Source organism: Neobacillus cucumis (genome assembly GCF_016908975.1).
Classification (GTDB): domain Bacteria; phylum Bacillota; class Bacilli; order Bacillales; family Cytobacillaceae; genus Neobacillus; species Neobacillus cucumis.
The window spans coordinates 112,567-133,619 of record NZ_JAFBEX010000007.1; the positions used below are offsets into that span (position 1 = coordinate 112,567).

Sequence of the window (21,053 nt, forward strand, 5' to 3'; positions counted from 1 at the left end):
CGAAATTCCCCCTTTGAATTGGTAGTCTTTATTAACACTACCCGCCTGTGGAGGAATGAAACGTTCATTCTTTTTGTACCGCAAAGTCCCTCATCATAGATAATGAACTTCGGAATTAGACCTGATATTAGCACTGCTTAAAAACTATATAGACAAACAACTTTAATTTCTTAATTTCATAAAAATATATATAATCCTAAGCAGGATATAGTTTCCCTGATTGGGGTCTAACTCACTATTATACTGTATAGTTTTTTATTAAAATGACCAAACACATTGCCAACATTTTATTTGGATTTGAATTTCTTTTTAAATTGATTAAACATTGGAGTGAATTTTTTCAGTATTGGCTTATATTGTTTAGTTGTTTCAACCAGCATATCAATCGTTTCCATAAGCAATCCAATATCCACTTGGTTTAGAATATTTTCTACTTGTTGTTCAAGCTGATTTTGACGAGTAGGAGCACTGGATTCCACTTCTTGTCTCCTAGAACCAAAAAACCAATTATCAAACTTATTCGTTTTACGATGGATAGAAGGTGCCTCTTTTTGTTCCGGATTGTCTTGTGAGATATCTTCGTCCTTTTTGTTTTCTTCTCTTTGCTTTCTGACTCCAAACATAAATCTCGAAAACCGATCTAATTCCCTATTTGGTTCCTTTTTTAAATGATTATCATCTTCCTGCAATCGCACTCTGCATCCCTTCAAGCCCTTTTTTGATAATTTATGATTGGTTTTGATACAAGGTGTGGACAACAAATAAAAAATAATAAATCATTTACTGAATTTAAGTCTTACACATCCAAATTACACCCATAAAAAGGAAAAAAAGGAGAGTGTCCCTCTCCTTCGGTCTTCTGTATCAAATGAATATCCTACTTCGACGCTGTCGCTAATGTGGCTTCAGGTGTTGTGACTTTGTCATAAAAATCCACGAATTGATCTCGTTCATCGCTACTGCGGTAAGCCATTGCGACACGTGGATGTTCATTCAGCACACCAGAGATCATGTAGGGTATGATATAGCCCCACTCCCACTTTTGCCGCATTTCTACCATGTGCTTTTCGATTATGCCAAGAACCGGTCTAAGTTCATAGCTTGATTTTTGGATATAGCTAACAAGGAGCTCCGTGTTACAGTTACCTGCCGCACGTCCCATGCCATAAACAGATGAATCTAGGAAGGTGACTCCATTTTGATATGCAGCCAATGTATTGGCAAAGGCTAACTGCATATTATTATGGGTATGAATCCCCAGTTGTTTGTTAGGGAGCAATGACTTGAATTTTTTCACTTGGTGCTCAATACCCGCAGGATCCAAGCTTCCAAAGGAGTCAACAATATACACAACGTCTACAGGGCTTTCTTTCACCAATTCCATTGCTTGAAATAGCTGATGCTCAGGCACGCTTGACAATGCCATGATGTTAAGTGAAGTCTCATAGCCCAAATCATGGAACATCTGTACAAGTTCTAACCCCTTATCCACTTCACGGACATAGCATGCCACCCGAATCATATCCAAAACACTTTGCTCGCGAGGCAGGATGTCATTTGGATCTACCCGACCGATGTCGACTAGAGCCGATAGCTTGGTGAACTTTTTCTCAGGAATGACCTTTTTTAGGAAATCATCATTCAGAAATCTCCATGGATTATGTTCCGTCGCGTTAAGAAGTTTAGCAGAATTTTTGTAGCCAATCTCCATATAATCAACACCGGCTTCACTTAATCCATTATATAAATCTTGAACAAATTCAATACTAAAATCCCAATTGTTTACTAAACCTCCGTCACGGATCGTACAGTCTAAAATTTTACTGTTATGTACCATCATTGAACTCCCCCTATTTTTACCCAATTTGTCTTATTATGCGGTATTATGAATGTTTATATCATGATTCGATCAGAAGTGTCAAAACTTATTTTTTAATTAGGGGCTTCTTTGTCTAAAGATTAAAACAAATCCCCTTAAATCACGACATATTTATTGGGGCTTGTAAAATAAAGTCCTTTTTCCTTCACCTTTACCTGTACCTTTTCTGCTAGTTCATTCCATAGAGTTCCACTTGGGTGCGATAGTAATTCACGAATGAATCCAAATTCTTGACGTCAAAGGTATCTGTTTTATATCCGACAATGACTCAGCCGTCCTCTTCTTTAAATAGATAATCAATCACACTTTGAAGTTGTTCATGTTCCTTAATAGTGAAAAAATCCGCTAGTGCCTTACCTTCATTCAATCCGCCGTTGTCACGTCTAATAAATAGTGTAGCTACGAACATTAAATATCAAATTCATTTTTATATATAAAAATCTCATCCACTGCTTTCTGATATCCACCTGATTTTTGAAAAGAAACCCTCATAGTTTCAGCAACTTGATGAAAAGTTGGGTGTGTTAATACATGATCTACTGCTTCACGAAGTTGATTTTCACTCAAGTTTTGCATTTGCAATTTAATTCCGGCTCCGATATTGGCCACTTGACTAGCTATGATCGGCTGATCCGCGCTTTGTGGGATGACAATTAACGGTACCCCGTAGTAGAGACCTTCATTGGTACTATTCATCCCACCATGTGTGATAAATAACTTCGTGTATTTCAACACCTCAGTTTGTGGAACATAATTTTTCACCATGAAGTTTTTAGGAATTTCCCCCAACTCTGATATTTGAGTTTTTTCTCCAATGGACATGACAACAGTATGATCCGTGTTCTCAAAAGCCTTAAAACAAAGCTTATAAAAATCAATTGCTTGATTAAAGACTGTCCCTAATGAAATGTAAATTAGGCTTTTACCCTTGATAGCAGTAACGTCGAAGTTTTCTTTGGTTGATCGTGTAGAAATGGATGGACCTACAAATTTGTAAGTTTCATCAAATGTTTCTCCAAACGGTTGAAACTCCTTACTTGTATAAATTATTGTAAGTGGTGCAGGGTTACAAAAAACTTCATAGGGAGAACCAATCTCAACTTCATATGTCTCTTTTATTTTTTTTATCAGTTTTTGAAATTCATCCGTTATCGATTTAAGCATTTCTGTTGGGATATTTTGTGATAGCTGTTCCAATGTGTTCTCAAATGATGCCTTTGTCTGTGCAAAAGAAGTACAAGAATTAATGGCTGGAAGTTTCAGTATTTGTGCAAGTAAACGCCCACATCCAAACATCGAATCGTGGATGATATAATCAAAATGTTCCCCTTCGATTTGCTCTAGAACACTAGGAATCATTATATCAGCCGTTCGCAAAAGACCGTTAATTCGTTCGAGTAAATAATTTCTTCCACCTGAAATAAAAGCTTTTATAAATTTTTCACCATCAAATGTTCGAACCGTAGCGCCTGTTTTCTCCATCCGTTCTCGAAAAGCTTCTATCGTAAAATACACTACCTCTTCTCCACGCGAAATAAGCTCATGTACAACAGCAATCGTAGGGTTGACATGTCCTTCAGAACCCCCATTAATAAATAAAACACGTGCCATGATAAACACTCCTAAAGTAAAAAATTCTCTAGATTAGTAACAGTTTTATCATAGACCAATATTTAGAAGTTTCCAACTTTTAATAACACTCACTCCTTTTTCCTAAACCGAGTTACCAGCGAAAGTGAAATAAACGGAGATTTTCCGGTTAAATGTAGCATGGAGCTCGTTTCGGAGTAAATAAGCGGAGGATTTCCGGTTATGCAAGGCAAAATTCCTTGTTTGCGCATTTTTCGAGTCAATAGGCGGAATCTCTCCGTCTATCTAAGCTGTTTTTTATTATAATTATTAATTAAGCGAAATTTTTCCGTCTATTTATTAGATCGGGTGCTTAACCTGATCCCCCAACCGATAAGTGCGGCCCCACTCGATCCTTGATGCCGGAATCAGCAGCTAAAGATCAATAAAATGGGTACTCAAAACGGCACTGCAAACGACCCACTTTTTTTATTGTACAATACTTATTGTCCATTAAAATAATGATGTTAAATCCTATGTCAAAGTGAATGAAATTTCGTAGAAAATCTTGATAAATAAAGCAAAAGACGTATGCCAATTCATACGTCAATTCTTGTGTCTTTTAATAAGAAAGCACCCGAAAACGGAACCCTTTAACAGCTACTTAGGATAGATTTTTTTCAAGCATATTGATTGGTCATGATTTAACCATTTCCATTTACCGCTTTTGCATCATTTGCTTTCCAATAATAATCAGCAAGTATGTCTGAAAAAACATCGACTGTATTATCGAGTTCATTCAAGTTATTATCCACCCCGCCAATTTCGATCAGCATGGCTTTACTGGAAATGTCTTGATTATATACCCCATTCCCTTCCTTATATGTTTTAAGGAAGACACCTCTACTAACTCCCGGATATTTTTTTTCTAGCTCATTGTTCAAGGCTTTCGCCACTTCGAGATTGTCTAAATAATTTTTGTTTTCTCGACCTACTACAAAATAAAGCCTTGCGTAATTGACACCATTAATCGTTTTCGTCGTGAGTTGTTTTCGCGCTGAGTCACGGTGAATATCGATAAAGTACTTTAATTCCTTATCTTTGGTCGCCGCCGCTTCAACGATTTGCCTCGATTCGGTATAGGCTTGTGTTGATTGCCATCCTTTCTTGAGTAACTCTTGCGTCATATTTGTTTTATCGTGGTCAACCCCAATTCCTTTACGCATTAAATTCGTAGCTAATCGATCTCCTAAGCCTATGACATTTACTCTTTCGTCAGAGCTGATAGCGTCGTTCGGGTTTGTCGCATCTTTTAAAAGGGGCAGATAAGATTCCCAACTATGGGTGTGATAAATAAATACGGTTTTATGTTCAGGGTTGGTTACAGGTTTATTGTTGTTAGTCGTTTGATTCTGTTTTAATGAGTCCTCAGAAGCTTTGCGGGCATTTTGTAAAACCTCATTGGGAGGAGCAGATTCAGATGGAAGATTCGTTATGTTCGTCCCTTCACCAGCAATGACGATCTCCGTGTCATACGCTCCTAAACCAGGAATTTCATTTCCTAAAAACGTTCTTGCATCTGTGGGTTTAATCGTGGTTCCTATTTGGAATGCTAGATTGGTCATTTTTGAAAAGGTGATAACCGACTTGTCCATCTCTGGAAAAAAGGTATGATTCTCAGATTTGAAAAATTGTAGAAAGAGTTTTTCACTACTTAATATCCCTATGGAATTATTCATTTTTAATGAGGAAATACTCATTTTCGAGAAAATCACCAATGAAATAATTAAAAACATAAAGATAACCATTAGAATAGATTGATAAGTAAGTTTTAGCGTAATGATTTTTGTCGATTTCATTGAAAACCTCCTTACCTCATTTATATGAGCTAAAAAAGGTTTTATGGCAAAATCCTTGGTTAATCTATTATTCTTTAATATTTTGCCACTTATGCCACGGATTGATAAAAAAAAGCTCTAAACTCTATTAGAATAGTAGAGTTCAGAGCTTGTTTATTTTACCCTATAAACTTAGTTTTAAGATAAGAATATACCCCGTCTTCATCACATGTGAAATCTGTTACGTCATCTGCCACTTCTTTAATACTATCAGGTGCATTTTTCATGGCAACCGCATAATTTACCAGACGGAACATCGGCAAATCATTATCGCTATCTCCGATGGCCATAGTTTCTGACTCAGTCAAACCAAAGTGCTTTAACATTTGCTGGATTCCTGTCGCTTTGTTTACGTTCGCCACCATTAATTCAACGTTATGCTCAGTTGAGATGGATGTCGTAAAGTCGATTTCTTTCTTTAATTGATCCAATTCTTCTTTCCAGCGATTGATCTGTTCCTTCGTTCTCGCAAAGAAATAGAATTTAGAAAATGCATCTCCCACCACTTCGTCCGCCCATGAGATTTTTTGGGCAATCGATTCCTTACGAGAATCCCATTCATTGATGCCCACACTTTCGGGCTTTGGATCTCTTATTTCATCTTCAACATATGATTGATCCTGTTTTAATGTGATGCGAGGAGAGCCATACGGAAATAGCTCATAATAAACTTGGTTCTCCCTGGCCATTTTAATAACGGTTTCCACAAGCTCCCGCGAAAGAGAATGTTTAAAAATCACATCATTGCCTACGTATCCCACCATTCCATTGGAGGCTACAACCCCATCTACTTGAAAGCCGGGAGGTGTAAGCTCCTCTATTTCCTCATATGCACGACCAGTAGCAATGAAAACTTTGATGCCGCGTTTTCTCACTTCTTCAATGATTTCCTTCGTATATGTACTTACCTTATTTTGATGGTTTAAGATGGTACCATCCATGTCTAAAAAGATTGCTTTTGTTTTTGTAATCACATCTGTTCCCCCTGTAAGTAATAAGAATTCATTTAGTAAGTATACACTTTATTTGTATTTCCCTCTATACTGCTATCTTCCTACCTCAATCTTCCGTTGGATTCCGATATTTTGAGAGTAGTAGATGGTGATTGGCTTATTTTTCTGGTGTTTTGGCTCATTATCGAGGGACTTTGGCTCATTTCGGGCATGCATTGGCTGATTTTCCCCCATTATTGGCTCATTTTTCAGCCACATTGGCTTTTTTTCCAATCACGCCCAATTTCATCCGCGATAAATCAAATAATAAAAAGAAGTCCCCTTCTTTTACGAAAGAGACCTCCATATTGGTAACAGGCACCTTTTGGTATTATTTACCAGTTAAAGCAGTATACGCATTCGCTTCTCCGAATCCATAGAGTTCATCATGTCCTGGTTTACCATAATCAAGTGCGGTTTTTTCGATTAGGGCCTCGACTTGAGATGGTGTATAATCAGGATGAGCCGCCTTAATGACTCCAGCGATACCAGCTACTTTTGGCGCTGCCATCGATGTTCCATGTAAGTAGGCGTAGCCATCATTTTTTTGCATCGTAAAATATGGTTCTAGGTATCTAGGCCACGTTGACAGCGCTCGATAGGTGAAATCACGTTTATTTAAATCTTCTGTTGCCGCATAGACTGGTCCATTATCTCCTCCAGGAGCCGCTACATCGATAAAGCCATTTCCATAATTTGAATAGAAAGCAAGCTGATCAGTTGACCATTTATTCGAGGACGAAACGTTAATGACTCCAGGCGTACTGCCAGGCACCTCAACCGTAACACCGCTATATTTGATTCCCAAATCTGCATATGAAGCATTCATATAATCCGTAAGTGCCTTTTTATCTGCATAATTAAGCGATTCATTTCCTGCAGACACTACAACGGTTACATTTTTATTAACGGCATATTGAACAGCCTTTTTCCAAAGGAGTACGTCTGATATATCACTATAACGAGTGCCTTCATAGTAATATTTCAAACTATCATATCCCCCAATGGACATGTTAATGACATCGACCCCATCGTTGGCCGCTTGAACCATCGCCGCTACGATAGGTCCTGTTGGAGCACTGCCGCTGGCATCAAAAATACGGTAGGCACGGATTCCTAAGTCAGGACCGACCCCTTTCACTTTGCCATTGCCGGCGATCGAACCGGCTACATGTGTTCCGTGGCCGTTCGTATCTGTGACATTACTGGCAATCCCTTTCTCCTCTGGCACATCCCCATAATAACCACCAGCAGGAACAAAGTTTTTACCCCCGATAAAGTTCGCTTTCAAATCTGGATGTCCTGCATCGATACCTGAGTCAATGATTCCGACTACCGCCTTATGTTTAACCCCGCTCGCTGTTATGGTACCACCCGTTTCAAGGGCGTATGACTTCCCTCCATTTGTTAAATGTTGAATATCCCATTGAGAACTCCAATATGTACCATTGGGGTCCTGTTTTAGGGCAACAGGCTGACCATCAGCCCCCTCTGGGTTGTCATCTTCCAGTTTATATGATTTCTCTAAATTGGCAGCTACTATAGAAGTGGAGTTCAGCTTGTCTAGAAAGCTAGGATTTGCAGAGCGTACCTCTACTGCCCCAATCTCAGGAATCGTTCTTACTACTGTTCCTCCTGCATTTTTTATTTCCGTTTGATAGTTTGCTGGCAATGACTGCTTATAAGCAATCAGATAGTTTTTGCTTACAGCTTGTGTAGAGCTAGTCTGTGTTTGAGCCGATGTGTGAAGACTAGTTGAAAAAGATAATAGTGACATAGCTAAAACACTACTGGCTGCCACCGCCATTCCTCTTTTCTTCTTCATGAGAAAAACCTCCTCTATTTATATTTCTTAACATTCCTAATTTTAAGACTACTAATAAAGAAAGAAAATAAATACTTCTCTCTATAAAACGACATAAAGTTGCCGGACTTGATTAATCTTGTCAGAATCATGTAAATAAGGACTATGACTGTCAAAATAACAGTCAAATAAGACTAGATTTTCAAAAAATTACTATTTATACAAATTCAATCAATATTAAAAAAATCGTCTAGCAAAAGTCTAGACGATTTTTTGATATATACTTATAAAACATCTCTTTTAAACGCACTTTTAATCAGCTTAATCTCCCCATTTTTCGGGATTAATTCACTGATATTTTCATATTTTTCTATAGAGTGACTTTGCTCCTCCACCACATACTCCTTAAAGGAGCAGCAAAAGAGCTTACGTGCTACTCTACCTTTTTCACCAATTAAGTTAAACCAACTTTGTCCAACATAAAAAGGATTGGTTAGTAATTTATCAACAATATAAGCAATTCGATCCTTTTCTTCCCCCGGATTAATTTTTGTTTTTGAAGAAAGGGCCAAGATAAAATAGTTTTTAAACCGATCTAATTCTAATAATTGCAAATGGTAGTTTTCATGCTGTTTTTGATTGAAATCCCTTAGGACGGTTTTGATGCTTTTTTCAATATCAATTTCAAATTTATTCGCATCCTTCCAGGTCGATAAACGGGAATCAAAAATGGACAGTGTTAAGATATAAAAAGCAGCATAGTTTTTGGGATCATATGCTTCATTTAGATGCCGTTTTTCATCTACCGGTTCAACAATAAACTTTTTATAGTCCGCAAAGAAATTTTCAATCATTTTGCATACCTTCCTTCATACCTTGATAGAATGGATGATTAAAATATGGCATTTCTTTATCTATCTAACAGCTATTTGCATGATGAAAAAACATTCAGGGAGATTTACTCATTACCTTTTTTCTATGGTTTTACTCGTAATCTAAATAATCTGACTTCTTTAATTCAGTGATTGGTTGTTTTATATAATATATTCCTCTTTAATACCAAAAATCCTGCTTTTTCTTCCAAAAATCCACAGTATTCAACGTTTTTGATGAAAAAGTCCTATAACCGTTATTGAAACTTGTCGTAACCTGGTTTTTTAATTGTGCTAAAGATGCCAGATGACACGATTCTATCTGTTGATTTCCCTAATCACTCGTACCATTTTGCCATAAAAAAATCAGGATAAACTCCTGATCTTTCATTCTTCCTATTTACTATATAAAAGGATTGAATCAACCTTTTCCTTTTAAAACAACTCTTTTATAGCAGGGTCCTTTTTTTCTAGTTCTTCAAAATTCTTGTTAAAACGGTTTGCTAATTCCAATGCTTGTTGATCATAGGCTTCTTTATTCGTCCAAGTGTTTCTAGGAATTAATAAGTCATTTGGGACTCTCGGACAACAATCCGGAATTAATAACCCAAAAATTGGATCAGGTGTATAGTTAAATTTATCCAATTCTCCTGTAATTGCATCTGTGATCATTGCACGAGTGTAGTTTAAATCCATCCGTTTGCCCACCCCATAAGGACCGCCACTCCATCCCGTGTTCACTAAAAATACATCGGTTTCATATTTGTCAATTTTTTCTCCCAAAAGTTTTGCGTAAACACTTGCTCGTAATGGCAGAAAAGGAGCCCCATAACAGGTGGAGAAAGTAGCTTCTGGTTTTGTTATTCCTCTTTCAGTACCCGCAAGTTTGCTAGTATAACCGGACAAAAAGTGATACATTGCCTGTGTTTTTGTAAGTTTTGCAATTGGCGGTAGTACTCCAAAAGCATCCGCTGTTAAAAAGATGATGACGTTAGGATGCCCGGCAACACTAGGAATTAACGCGTTTTCCATATATTCAATCGGATAGGCAGCTCTGGTATTTTCAGTTAAACTATGATCATAATAGTCAGGCTCTCTCGTATTCTCTTCAATCATGACATTTTCGAGAACAGTCCCAAATCGGACACTACGATAAATCTGCGGTTCTTTTTGTTCTGAAAGATCGATACATTTTGCATAACATCCTCCTTCCATATTAAAAATACCAGCTTCACTCCAACCGTGTTCATCATCTCCAATTAAAAGTCGTTTGGGATCAGCAGAAAGGGTCGTTTTTCCAGTGCCGGATAATCCAAAGAAGAGTGCTACATTGCCTTTCATATCCGTATTGGCGGAACAATGCATAGTGAGAACATTTTTGGGAGGTAAGAGCGTATTCATAACAGTAAAAATGGACTTTTTCATTTCTCCAGCGTATTCAGTACCGCCGATTAACACAAGTCGTTTTTCAAAGTGGATAATGATGAACGTTTCGGACTTCGTTCCATGTATCGCCGGAATCGCATGAAATCCTGGGGCAGAAACAATCGTAAAGGGTTTTGTATCAGTATTCATGATGTCTTCCACTGGTCGAATAAATAGTTGGTGAGCAAATAAATTATGCCATGCATATTCATTAACAACCGTTATTGGCAGTGAATATAGATCCTCTGCCCCCGCATAGCCGTTAAATAAAAACAGTTCTTTATCACTTAAATAATCAAGAACGTCCTGATAAAGATTGAAAAATTTGTCCTGGTCAAAAGGCTGGTTCACATTTCCCCATGCTATTTTATCAGCAATAGTTGGCTCATAAACAATGTATTTATCTTTAGGAGACCGACCGGTATATCTTCCTGTCGTTACTTGCAGTGCTCCAGTGTTAGTGAGTTTGCCCTCTCCTCTTTTAATCGCAGCCTCTACCAGTTCTGGAACAGTCAAATTTCGGTAAACCTGAGCACTAGTTAAAATATCCTGAATAGATTTTAAACTTTTAATCCCCATATTGATCACACCTTTTTAAAAATTTGTTTGTGATGTATTTCACATTATTTACACCTTTATTTTAGCAAAAGAGCGGATGATTAAACATCAAATCCATCCGACTCATTTAGGTTGAATAATACATCATTCGATCAAATCACTTATCTGTTTTTAGCTCTCCCCCTTTATTATGATGGGAAACTTCCAATTTATGTCGAAAAATAAGGTAAAAAAGACTGAAAAATATGTAAATATTATGAATTCTAGTTCTGGTGGATTGATGATGTGCACCAAACCTTTTTAAGACTCAAAGTACATAAAAAAATCCATCCTAATACTTCGCTTAGGATAGATTTTATCGTGATTGCTGGCAAGTCAATGCCCAGCAAACTTTATTTCGACCTGTTCTTTTTGCTTCATATAAAGCTTCATCCGCCTGATGGACCAAATCCATTGGTGATTCTTCTATTCGAGAATTTGTGACCACTCCGATTGAAATGGTCACTTTTAATTGTGTTTGATCAGGTAAAATATAAGTACTTTTTTCTACCGAGATTCGGACCCGTTCAGCGATTTGAATCGCTTCTTCTAGGTTGGTATTCAAAAGTAAAACCGAAAACTCTTCCCCGCCATTACGATATACTTTATCCTGCTTTCGCACAGAACTTTTTAATAATCCGGCAACTTCTTGTAGAATCAAATCACCTGCAGGGTGACCATATCGGTCGTTAATTTGTTTAAAGTAATCAATATCAATAAAAAGAAGCCCGATGGTGTCTTGCTTTATGTTTGGATTAGAAAAAGCTTCTGTTAAATGTAAATCAAATTGCCGTGCATTCTTAAGACCTGTTCGGTAATCATAAGTAGCTTGTAATTTATAATTATAATATAAAAAGTTGTGAAGCTTTAAGAAATGAACCAAATAAAAAGTGAATAAACCGCCAATTAGAGATAATGCCCAAAATTCTTGCAAAAACAAAGCAAAATGCTCCAAATGTCGGATTCGGTAATATAACACGATCGAATACAAAAATGTGCTTAAAATAATCATGAAAAGCCATTGATAAAAAGGAGGAATTTTTAATCTTTTAATTTCTCCTACCAATAAGCCAACCAGAATCGTAATCATTGTTATAGCCATAATCATATTATTTATTTCTGAATATAATAAACGGACGACTCCAATGATAATGGCAGCTGTAAGACTTGCCGTCGTTCCTCCTAAGAAAGCTGCTGTCACAATGGCGATATGACGTAAATCAATAAATGTTCCCTTCTGTATGCCAATACTAAATTCCATTAAAAGAACACCTAACAAACCTGTCAATATCCCCATGATGATCTTTTTTCTAAAATTCATGATCGATGGATTGTTCCTAAAAATCAACGAACCTGAAAATATAAAACTAACGAGAATACATACGTGAACAAAAATATCCTTAAACATCCTAGAACACTACACATCCCAATAATCCAATATGTTGATTCTACTATCATTCACTCCATCCACTTATTTAAAACGATTACTGGTTTAAAGGAAGCTTTTTAAGCTGCTTTTTTTTCTTGATTAACAATTGTTTAAATTCGACTTCCATTAAAATAATTGAAACCATAATGAGCATTCCTCCAACTGCTAACTTTTGCGTAAAAGGTTCAAAACCAAAAGCAATCGAAAAAATGCTTCCAAAAACGGATTCAAGCGTCATGATCAGCCCAGCAGATGTTGCTGATGTGTGTTTTTGCGCTAAAACCTGTAAAGTTTGACCTACAAATGAACAAAATACTCCCATGTATACTAATGGGATAATGGCATCAGACCAATGAACATCCGATAACTGTCCCTTCTCTACTAAAAGGCAAAACCCTAGTCCCCCTATTGCTTGGATAACTGCAAGCATAAACGCTACCACACTATAATGGGTAGTACTCGTACTATACCCAAGGTAGGCAATGGAACCTGCATAGAAAAATGCACAGATAAGGGTATATACGTCTCCTATATTAATGTTTATATCTTCGTTTGATATTCCTGTAAGAATAATCATTCCCATTAAACAAACAGCAATAGAGACCAAACTTTTTATTTGAAGCTTTTTCCCATAAAAGATCAAGGCTATAAAAGGCACAATCACTACATATGCAGCGGTTATAAAAGCATTATTTGAAGGAGTTGTATACATAACACCAATGGTTTGAGTAATAAATCCGCCAAAGTTAAGCAATCCGGCGATTAGTCCTACTTTAAAGTCGTTGAAGGTCATTTTAACTATTTTTTTATGAAAAAACAGTAGCACGCAAACAACAAAGAGAAAGCCTCGAACAAAATTTATCAACCCTGCCGATACGTTTGCATCTAATGCCATTTTCGTTACCACAAATCCTGAACCCCATAATACGGTTGTAATCAATAGCAAGATATTTGCCATCGATTTTGTCATTTTCATTTGCCAATCTCCCCTTTTGTATAACACAATAAAATCCAACTCTTCCCTCAAAGAGTTGGATTTATTTCCCCATCTACTGTTTACAACACTCAACTAAATGGAATTTTAGCAAGGTTTCACTTTTATGTACGGTTTTTATCCTTTAAATTATACACATTTTCTTAATAAAATAAAACAGAAATCTTTGATTAGAAAAATTGAAATACCTCATACAACACGGTTATTTTGCCCCTGTCAAATCAGCCTTCACTAACATTTTATATAGGAGTAGCATTCGATACTTATTATGTCAATAAAACATTAGGAAGGGAGGAATTAAGTAGAGAATGATTATTAGTTTTGATGTGGGTGGGACAGAAGTTAAGCATGGACTACTTTTAGAGGATGGAACCATTCTTAGAAAAGATCGTTACAATACGAGGAGCAAAAATTTAGAAATGTTTTTACAAGATATGATAGACACGATTGATTTGTATACAAAAGACCATACTGTAAGCGGTGTTGCAATTAGCTTGCCAGGGATTATTGATCCCAATACAGGTTATTCAAAACAAGCGGGTGCTGTAACCGCACTGGACAAACAAAATCTTAAAGAGTTGTTAGAATCGAGAATTCCCCTTCGGGTTGAAATTGAAAATGACGGAAACTGTGCGGCAATAGCTGAAAAAGTAAGTGGTAATGCCATAAATTGTACCGATTTTATTTGTCTCACCATTGGAACTGGAATTGGTGGTGGTATTTATATTAACGGGAATCTTTTACATGGTCACAGCTTCCAAAGCGGTGAATTCGGTTTTATGTTAACCCCAGCTAGTTGGGATGGCAGTGTATTGAATAACAATGCTTCAACTACTGGTTTAATTCATTCCTATAAAAAACTTAAGGGTAAAAAAGATAAAATTAGTGGAGAGACCGTTTTTTTAGAAGCTGTTAAACATAAATCGGTAAGAAAACTAATTGACGAATGGGCCAAAAACATCAGCTACGGCATCTATAACCTAGCTGCGACCTTAAACCCACAAAAAATCTTAATCGGTGGTGGAGTGACCGCCCAACCGGATCTATTAAATAAGATTAATCAACAGCTTGAGCAATTTTATTGGTGGAAAGCTATTAAAGTTCCGGTTGAACGTTGTCTTCATCAAAATGACGCAGGAATGCTTGGTGCTATGTACCATTTTATTCAAAAATCATCTGAAAAGACCTTAAACCCACCGGTCCAAATATCGACTGAGATGAATTTAGATCCATCGATCCAAATATCGACTGAGATAAATTTAGAACCACCGATTCAAATATCGGCTGAGATAAATTTAGAACCACCGATCCAAATATCGGCTGAGATGAATTTAGAACCACCGATCCAAATATCGGCTGAGATGAATTTAGAACCACCGATCCAAATATCGGCTGAGATGAATTTAGAACCACCGGCCCTTAAATTGGCCGAGAAGAATATTGACACACCGGTTCAAATATCGGCTGAGATGAATTTAGACTCACCGGTCCCTAAATTGGCTGAGGAGAATATTGACACACAGGCCCAAAAATTGCTTGAGAAGAATTTAGACCCTACGATTCCTAAATCGGCTGAGGAGAATATTGACACACAGGCCCAAAAATCGCTTGAGAAGAATTTAGACCCAACGATTCCTAAATCGGCTGAGGAGAATATTGACACACAGGCCCAAAAATCGCTTGAGAAGAATTTAGACCCAACGACCCAAATATCGGCTGAGGAGAATATTGACACACAGGCCCAAAAATCGCTTGAAAAGATTTTAGACCCAACGATCCAAATATCGGCTGAAATGAATTTAGACCTACCTATACAAGATCATAGAATTTCTGATTCCGATAAGCCACATTCCTAGTAATTCTTAAAACATGTTCTTCCCCTGGAAAATGCACCGGGTTTACTTTTGTTTTATTATACAATTCAATAACATCCATCGCATCTAAAGATAATTCCAGAATATTAATCAATCCATACATTCTTGGGGGAAGAATATAAATTGGTTTATCAGGGTTTAGGTTATCAATCATTCGTTTTACATCAAATCTTAAATGAGGACAACATACCACTATATCAAACTCGGCCATTTTTTCTTTTGCTAGACTAAATGGAGAAAATTCGATATAAAAATCGTTTTGCAGGTTATTTTCGACTATATCCTTTCCAACCTTTGTGGCTAAAGCACTGGAAGAGAAACCGCCGCCACAACATAAAAGAATTCTGATCATTTTTTTTACCTCTCTTTAAAAAATATGCGATTAAGAATCTGTATTTCTATCATACCATCAAATCACGAAAGCGGTACCAAAAAAAGAATGAAAAATCATCAGCGATTTTTGGCTTATTCTTTTTCCATCCTTTACCGTCTTAGTTAGCCTGATTCAATGAAAAAACGCCCTTGTATTTTAGGAGCATTGGGTAAACTGATAATAAAGGAGGGTGTAAAATGGATATCAATCAACAATATCAACCAGCAAAATTATCTCATTCAGAGCTAGAAGAAGTACAAACATTAGAAAATCGATTACGAACAGAAACGGATGAGGAACTAATTGTCATTGCCTATACGAAAAAGAAATCTCAAGAAAATTAACCCTTAAAAATGAAAAACTCATCCTATAGGGTGAGTTTTATTGTTTACATAATAATATTAACGTTAAGTTAAACGGCATTACCTTTTATTTTTCCATTTTTCCTAATTATTTGGTTATTTCCGATTAAAGCAATTTCAGCAAACTGATTTGATTCTCCTAATTGAACATTTGCCCCAATAAAAGAATCACTGCCGATGATGGATCGATTAATGACCGCATTCTCACCTATAAATGAATTGGGCAGAATAACGGAATTCTTAATCACTGCACCCTTACTCACCGTCACGCCATGATAAAGGACCGAATTCTCCACTTTCCCAAATACCTTACAGCCTTCTGAAACTAACGACCGGCTTAATATAGCTTTTTCATCTAAATAAAATGGTTGGTGTGACGTTTCACGCGTATAGATCCCCCACTCTTCGTGCTGCAAAATAGGATTAGTTTGATACGAAAGTAAATCCATATTTGCTTCCCAAAGGCTTTGGACGGTCCCAACATCTTTCCAATAGCCGTTAAAACGATAAGCATAAACCCGGCGGTTATCTAGAAGCATAGAAGGAATGACATCCTTACCAAAATCCTTAGATGAAAATGGATTTTTTTCTTCTTTTTCTAAATATCTTTTTAACATTTTCCAATTAAAAATATAAATCCCCATTGATGCCAGATTTGATTTCGGTTGTCTCGGCTTTTCTTCAAAATCTAACACTCTTAGGGTTTCTTTATTCACATTCATAATTCCAAACCGATTCGCTTCTCGCCATGGAACATGGATTACAGATATAGTGGCTTCCGCTTTTGTTTCTTTGTGCTGTTCAAGCATTTTATTATAATTCATTTTGTAAATGTGATCACCTGAAATAACAAGAACATAGTCTGGGTTATGGCTTTCAATATAGTCTAGGTTTTGATAGATTGCATGTGCCGTACCTTCATACCATCTTTCACCATTCTCAATTTGAAAAGGAGGAAGAATGGTAATGCCGCCGTTCTTTCGCCCTAAGTCCCATTGTCTTCCATCGCCAATATAATTTTGAAGAGTGTGAGGCTGGTATTGGGTCAACACGCCAACGGTATCAATCCCAGAATTGCTGCAATTGCTTAAGGAGAAATCAATAATTCGATATTTGCCGCCAAAAGGGACAGCCGGTTTTGCAATCGTTTTGGTTAGCTCCTTTAATCGAGAGCCTTTTCCTCCAGCTAAGAGCATGGCAATGCACTGTTTTTTTATCATAACTTCCTCCTTCGGTAAGATTTTCTATCTCACTTTATTGTTTATCTTTATTGAATTTTCATACAATCTTTTCAAATGGAAATGGGTCCGTTTAGTACTTAAGTTATAGGTACAACCTATGTTTCGACAAATGGATTGTTTTTTAGGGGGATATATGATTGGAAAAAAGAGGACCATAATTGGGTTTAATTTTCCCTATAGATACATCATAATCTAAATATTCAGAAAAACAAGATTGTCGTAAGATTTTCTAACTAAGTTATTGTGAAATATTAAGAAGGCGGTTTCAAGAAGCTTGAAACGTATTTATGCCCCGTTGTTGATTTTGCATCTGTTTATTTTCAATTAATTCTGAAATTAATTCTTAATATGAATTCAATAGAAATGTAAAAATATTAACTCGAATATATGTTACATTAATGGTAGTTCTGTTATATAATAAAAAACATCATAATATCATTTTTTATATTTAATAACTTAAACGATTAGCTGTTTTAGCCTATTTCTTTAGAATGAGGGATTATTATGTTGACACGTTACAAAAAAATGTTTAACAAAATTGCCATGGGACTTTTATCATTTATGCCTAATGAAAAAGACCTGCAACAGCTTCAGATGACCATGTCAAAATATGAAACAGAACAAAATCGACAGCTTTTTTTATGGAAGGAACAGGAAGACATTATTGGGTTGATTGGTGTTTTATTTGTTGAGAAGGATATAATGCAAGTCCTACATATTTCCGTAAACCCGTCTCATCGAGGACAAGGAATTGGGAAAAAAATGATTAAAACCTTAAAAGAACTATACCCAGATCCACATATTATTCCGGATACACATACCAAAGCGTTTTATATTAAATGTGATACGGACTCCTTGCAACCAAGTTTATCAGAGAGTCTGGCGTGAGCCTCAAATAATACATAACATAAGTAGTGGTAATCGAAAAGATTACCACTACTTTTTGCGTTCTTCCATATAAGGTATTTTTTTCTTAAGTGAATAGAACAATAAAGTTAACCTAACTTCTGGAGGAATACATATGTGGACTATTTTTTGGCAATCTCTTCTATTAGCATCTGTAGGTACTCTCATCCTTCGATTAGGAGGTCGTAAATCCATTTCACAAATGACCACTCCTCAATTAACCATCATTATCTCCTTAGGTGCGATCCTTGGAGGTGAAGTAAGTGCACAAGGGATTGGGAAAACCATTTTAGGGGCTGCCACGTTTGTTGGCTTTCTTGTAATGACGGAATGGATTACTCTTCACTGGAATCGGGCAGAAAAAGTTATAAAAGGTGAAGCGGTTCCTGTCATTTCCGAAGGAAAACTATTGGTAGATAACCTTAAAAAGCTTCGACTCTCCGTCGATGACTTAGAAAAACGACTACGAATGGCAGGAATAAGTAAATTGGAAGATGTTCAGGTTGGAACGATTGAGGATAATGGTGAGTTTGGATTTACTTTGATGCCACATGCTAGACCCCTAACCATGGGCGATTTAGAAAAGATACTAAAAGCAAATTTCCCACAAATGAATATACCTGATTCAACAAATCAGGATAACATTTTTACAGAAGTTATGACTGGTTCTCATACGAATAAAGTTCCCAATCAACTGCATTAAAGATCATGTGGTAAGAATATCTTCAGAAATAAAAAGGGACAGTTTTTCCCTGTCCCTTTCGATTCAGTTCATATAACGATATTCCCGAAGACTATTCAAATTAGAGATTTCCTTTAATAATTCCTCTCCAATATTCGTTTCTTTGACCATTTTTCGCTCTAATTCTTTATCTACCAATCTTTTCACTGATAAAACATCGGTTCCGTTTAATAAAACTTCTTCTTTGGAATTAAACTGTTTATGGGCGACCAGCTGCATCCCGTAGGAATTATATAATAAAGTGTATCCCGCGATGCCCGTTGTAGATTGATAGGCTTTAGAAAAACCACCATCAATGACAAGCATCTTTCCATTTGCTTTAATTGGATTCTCTCCTTCTATTTCTTTAACCGGTGTATGCCCATTGATAATATGACCCTGATCTGGATTAAGATTAAACTCCATCAAGATTTTTCGGCAAACATCCTCATTTTCACGTAAATAGTAATATGGGTTCTTCCTCTCTTTATGGGTTTTTTTATCCTTAATGAAATACCTCTCAAAGGTTGTCATTTCTCTTTTTCCAAAAAGTGATGAATATTCCCCTGTCCATAAATACCAAACCATATCTGTCGCAAGATCATCCGTCTCTTCCGGATGTGCAAACGCATATCGTAAATAATGTTCAAATTTATCCAGTAAATCACGGCCTGCATAGGTTTTATTTTCAATCACCAATTTTTCCATATTCCCTTCTTCATCTAAAGGAATACAGCCATGAATTAATAAATTTCCGTTATATTGTAAATAAAGACTGCCCTTCTTCATTAAAAAATTCATATGTCTTGCCAACTTCTCGGAATGCTGGACCGAAAATAACAGTCTTTCCATCACCTGCTCTTCTTCCTCTAAAAGTTGTTCGGGCTGCTCAGGATTAACCGTTGCAAAGCAGCTATTATCAAGTTGGTATGTTGTCCCATGTATGGTTATTTCGTTTTTGTCATAATCAATTTTCTCAAGTAAAAGCCTTTCTGACATATTAAAGTCTGGCCGCCTCTTGATGATTGGCATTTCCAGTTTGAACTGAATCATGGCAATGGCTTGATGAATTTTCGTAATTTGTAGTCGTTCATATTCAGATACCTTTTTATCAGCGTTTATCTTTGGTCTAAAGGCTGGATTATCTGTATAGTATTTCTCCGCAAGATTTAATAGCGGTCTAAGATTGATTCCATAGACATCTTCCAAAATATCGAGATTGTCGTATCTAGCACTGATTCGAATAATATTAGCAAGACAAACCTTTGAACCAGCAAATGCACCAAGCCATAGGACATCATGATTTCCCCACTGAATGTCAACAGAATGGTAGTTGATAAGGGTATCCATAATTTTATCAGGTTGGGGTCCACGATCATAAATATCTCCTACTACATGGAGATGGTCCACTACTAATCTCTGCGTCGTATAGGCAAGACCAATAATAAGCTTATCAGCCTGACCTAAGGAAATGATTTGCTGGACAATTTTTTTATAATAATGTTCCTTATTGGCGGATTCATCCCGTTTGTATAAGAGCTCTTCAATAATATAAACAAATTGGTTTGGCAATGCTTTACGTAATTTTGAGCGAGTATATTTAGATGAAGCATAAGAGATTAGCTTTATCAAATGCCCTATGATTTCTGTATACCATTGGTTTAAGTCTTGTTGATTCCCAAAATTATTCTTGATTAACTTTAATTTCTCTTCAGGATAATAGACCAATGTCGCAAATTCGATGATTTCTTTTTCAGATAAAACATCTTTAAAAAGATCTTTTATTTTCTCCTTTACATTCCCCGAACCATTTCTTAATACATGTTGAAAGGCTTGGAACTCTCCGTGTAAATCACTGACAAAATGTTCGGTCCCCTTTGGCAGATTTAGGATGGCTTCAAGATTAATGATTTCAGTGACGACTTTTTCTTCACAATCATACTTCTGAGATAGCAAATCTAGGTATTTTGTGTTCAAAATTATGTATCCCCTTTCAGAATCCACTATTATTTTTTCCATTTAATAGATTGAGAATTCAATACTTCTATTATAAGAGAAAAATAATATGAAAGTTATAACTATACTTAATTTTTTATTGTCTTTTTTTACAACAATAT

Annotated in this window: 19 protein-coding genes; 4 read left to right on the forward strand and 15 right to left on the reverse strand. The window is 36.4% G+C overall.

Annotation, left to right across the window (positions count from 1 at the left end):
- Positions 1-287: 287 nt before the first annotated feature.
- The 12 genes from JOC76_RS10915 to JOC76_RS10970 form a co-directional block, all read right to left on the reverse strand.
- Positions 288-695, reverse strand: a complete 408-nt coding sequence (locus JOC76_RS10915) for a hypothetical protein (RefSeq protein WP_205177645.1) — start codon at positions 693-695, stop codon at positions 288-290.
- A 182-nt stretch (positions 696-877) separates the two neighbouring features.
- The gene (locus JOC76_RS10920; RefSeq protein WP_205177802.1) at positions 878-1,837 is read right to left on the reverse strand and encodes an aldolase catalytic domain-containing protein; all 960 of its coding nucleotides are present in this window, start codon (positions 1,835-1,837) and stop codon (positions 878-880) included.
- A gap of 310 nt (positions 1,838-2,147) precedes the next feature.
- Complete coding sequence (locus tag JOC76_RS10925; RefSeq protein ID WP_205177646.1) at positions 2,148-2,288, reverse strand: hypothetical protein; 141 nt, start codon at positions 2,286-2,288, stop codon at positions 2,148-2,150.
- Positions 2,288-3,490, reverse strand: a complete 1,203-nt coding sequence (locus JOC76_RS10930) for a macrolide family glycosyltransferase (RefSeq protein WP_205177647.1) — start codon at positions 3,488-3,490, stop codon at positions 2,288-2,290. Before JOC76_RS10930 ends, JOC76_RS10925 begins: the two co-directional genes overlap by 1 nt.
- Positions 3,491-4,152: 662 nt before the next feature.
- Entirely contained in the window at positions 4,153-5,307 is a 1,155-nt protein-coding gene (spoIIP, locus tag JOC76_RS10935) for a stage II sporulation protein P (protein ID WP_205177648.1), read from the reverse strand.
- 158 nt (positions 5,308-5,465) lie between these two features.
- The gene (locus tag JOC76_RS10940) at positions 5,466-6,320 is read right to left on the reverse strand and encodes a Cof-type HAD-IIB family hydrolase (RefSeq protein WP_205177649.1); all 855 of its coding nucleotides are present in this window, start codon (positions 6,318-6,320) and stop codon (positions 5,466-5,468) included.
- A 72-nt stretch (positions 6,321-6,392) separates the two neighbouring features.
- Entirely contained in the window at positions 6,393-6,572 is a 180-nt protein-coding gene (locus tag JOC76_RS10945; RefSeq protein ID WP_205177650.1) for a hypothetical protein, read from the reverse strand.
- A gap of 97 nt (positions 6,573-6,669) precedes the next feature.
- Positions 6,670-8,163 carry a S8 family serine peptidase gene (locus tag JOC76_RS10950; RefSeq protein ID WP_205177651.1) on the reverse strand — a complete coding sequence of 498 codons (1,494 nt, stop codon included), beginning with the start codon at positions 8,161-8,163 and terminating at the stop codon, positions 6,670-6,672.
- A 263-nt stretch (positions 8,164-8,426) separates the two neighbouring features.
- Entirely contained in the window at positions 8,427-8,996 is a 570-nt protein-coding gene (locus JOC76_RS10955) for a hypothetical protein (protein WP_205177652.1), read from the reverse strand.
- A 453-nt stretch (positions 8,997-9,449) separates the two neighbouring features.
- Positions 9,450-11,018, reverse strand: coding sequence for a phosphoenolpyruvate carboxykinase (ATP) (gene pckA, locus JOC76_RS10960; protein ID WP_205177653.1), 1,569 nt, complete (start codon positions 11,016-11,018; stop codon positions 9,450-9,452).
- A gap of 334 nt (positions 11,019-11,352) precedes the next feature.
- Positions 11,353-12,357 (reverse strand): diguanylate cyclase, encoded by a 1,005-nt coding sequence (locus JOC76_RS10965; RefSeq protein ID WP_205177654.1) that lies wholly within the window; start codon positions 12,355-12,357, stop codon positions 11,353-11,355.
- 163 nt (positions 12,358-12,520) lie between these two features.
- Complete coding sequence (locus tag JOC76_RS10970; protein ID WP_205177655.1) at positions 12,521-13,441, reverse strand: DMT family transporter; 921 nt, start codon at positions 13,439-13,441, stop codon at positions 12,521-12,523.
- 326 nt (positions 13,442-13,767) lie between these two features.
- On the opposite strand from JOC76_RS10970, the gene JOC76_RS29970 reads away from it, so the two are divergent.
- On the forward strand, positions 13,768-15,315 hold the full coding sequence (locus tag JOC76_RS29970; RefSeq protein ID WP_239557677.1) for an ROK family protein: 1,548 nt from the start codon (positions 13,768-13,770) through the stop codon (positions 15,313-15,315).
- Here JOC76_RS29970 and JOC76_RS10985 read toward each other — a convergent pair.
- A complete protein-coding gene (locus tag JOC76_RS10985) occupies positions 15,269-15,685 on the reverse strand; it encodes a PTS sugar transporter subunit IIB (RefSeq protein ID WP_205177656.1) in 417 nt (138 codons plus the stop codon). The two genes, JOC76_RS29970 and JOC76_RS10985, sit on opposite strands and share 47 nt — an antisense overlap.
- Positions 15,686-15,903: 218 nt before the next feature.
- Between JOC76_RS10985 and JOC76_RS10990 the strand changes: the two genes are divergently transcribed.
- Positions 15,904-16,050: a hypothetical protein gene (locus JOC76_RS10990; RefSeq protein ID WP_205177657.1), complete on the forward strand. Its 147-nt coding sequence runs from the start codon at positions 15,904-15,906 to the stop codon at positions 16,048-16,050.
- Between the two features lie 68 nt (positions 16,051-16,118).
- Here the strand turns inward: JOC76_RS10990 and JOC76_RS10995 are convergent, their stop codons facing one another.
- The gene (locus tag JOC76_RS10995) at positions 16,119-17,288 is read right to left on the reverse strand and encodes a glucose-1-phosphate adenylyltransferase (protein WP_205177658.1); all 1,170 of its coding nucleotides are present in this window, start codon (positions 17,286-17,288) and stop codon (positions 16,119-16,121) included.
- A gap of 525 nt (positions 17,289-17,813) precedes the next feature.
- Here JOC76_RS10995 and JOC76_RS11000 point away from each other — a divergent pair.
- Positions 17,814-18,197, forward strand: coding sequence for a GNAT family N-acetyltransferase (locus JOC76_RS11000; protein WP_205177659.1), 384 nt, complete (start codon positions 17,814-17,816; stop codon positions 18,195-18,197).
- A gap of 133 nt (positions 18,198-18,330) precedes the next feature.
- Positions 18,331-18,918 (forward strand): DUF421 domain-containing protein, encoded by a 588-nt coding sequence (locus JOC76_RS11005; protein WP_205177660.1) that lies wholly within the window; start codon positions 18,331-18,333, stop codon positions 18,916-18,918.
- A gap of 63 nt (positions 18,919-18,981) precedes the next feature.
- Here JOC76_RS11005 and fbp read toward each other — a convergent pair whose 3' ends face one another.
- Complete coding sequence (gene fbp, locus JOC76_RS11010) at positions 18,982-20,913, reverse strand: fructose-1,6-bisphosphatase (protein ID WP_205177661.1); 1,932 nt, start codon at positions 20,911-20,913, stop codon at positions 18,982-18,984.
- Positions 20,914-21,053: the final 140 nt, after the last annotated feature.

Excerpts from the sequence above, each read along its gene's own strand:
- JOC76_RS10920 (WP_205177802.1), bottom strand. The coding sequence starts at position 1,837 with ATGGTACATAACAGTAAAATTTTAGACTGTACGATCCGTGACGGAGGT.
- JOC76_RS10925 (WP_205177646.1), bottom strand. The coding sequence starts at position 2,288 with ATGTTCGTAGCTACACTATTTATTAGACGTGACAACGGCGGATTGAAT.
- JOC76_RS10930 (WP_205177647.1), bottom strand. The coding sequence starts at position 3,490 with ATGGCACGTGTTTTATTTATTAATGGGGGTTCTGAAGGACATGTCAAC.
- spoIIP (WP_205177648.1), bottom strand. The coding sequence starts at position 5,307 with ATGAAATCGACAAAAATCATTACGCTAAAACTTACTTATCAATCTATT.
- JOC76_RS10950 (WP_205177651.1), bottom strand. The coding sequence starts at position 8,163 with ATGAAGAAGAAAAGAGGAATGGCGGTGGCAGCCAGTAGTGTTTTAGCT.
- JOC76_RS10955 (WP_205177652.1), bottom strand. The coding sequence starts at position 8,996 with ATGATTGAAAATTTCTTTGCGGACTATAAAAAGTTTATTGTTGAACCG.
- pckA (WP_205177653.1), bottom strand. The coding sequence starts at position 11,018 with ATGGGGATTAAAAGTTTAAAATCTATTCAGGATATTTTAACTAGTGCT.
- JOC76_RS10965 (WP_205177654.1), bottom strand. The coding sequence starts at position 12,357 with ATGAATTTTAGAAAAAAGATCATCATGGGGATATTGACAGGTTTGTTA.
- JOC76_RS10970 (WP_205177655.1), bottom strand. The coding sequence starts at position 13,441 with ATGAAAATGACAAAATCGATGGCAAATATCTTGCTATTGATTACAACC.
- JOC76_RS29970 (WP_239557677.1), top strand. The coding sequence starts at position 13,768 with ATGATTATTAGTTTTGATGTGGGTGGGACAGAAGTTAAGCATGGACTA.
- JOC76_RS10985 (WP_205177656.1), bottom strand. The coding sequence starts at position 15,685 with ATGATCAGAATTCTTTTATGTTGTGGCGGCGGTTTCTCTTCCAGTGCT.
- JOC76_RS10990 (WP_205177657.1), top strand. The coding sequence starts at position 15,904 with ATGGATATCAATCAACAATATCAACCAGCAAAATTATCTCATTCAGAG.
- JOC76_RS10995 (WP_205177658.1), bottom strand. The coding sequence starts at position 17,288 with ATGATAAAAAAACAGTGCATTGCCATGCTCTTAGCTGGAGGAAAAGGC.
- JOC76_RS11000 (WP_205177659.1), top strand. The coding sequence starts at position 17,814 with ATGTTGACACGTTACAAAAAAATGTTTAACAAAATTGCCATGGGACTT.
- JOC76_RS11005 (WP_205177660.1), top strand. The coding sequence starts at position 18,331 with ATGTGGACTATTTTTTGGCAATCTCTTCTATTAGCATCTGTAGGTACT.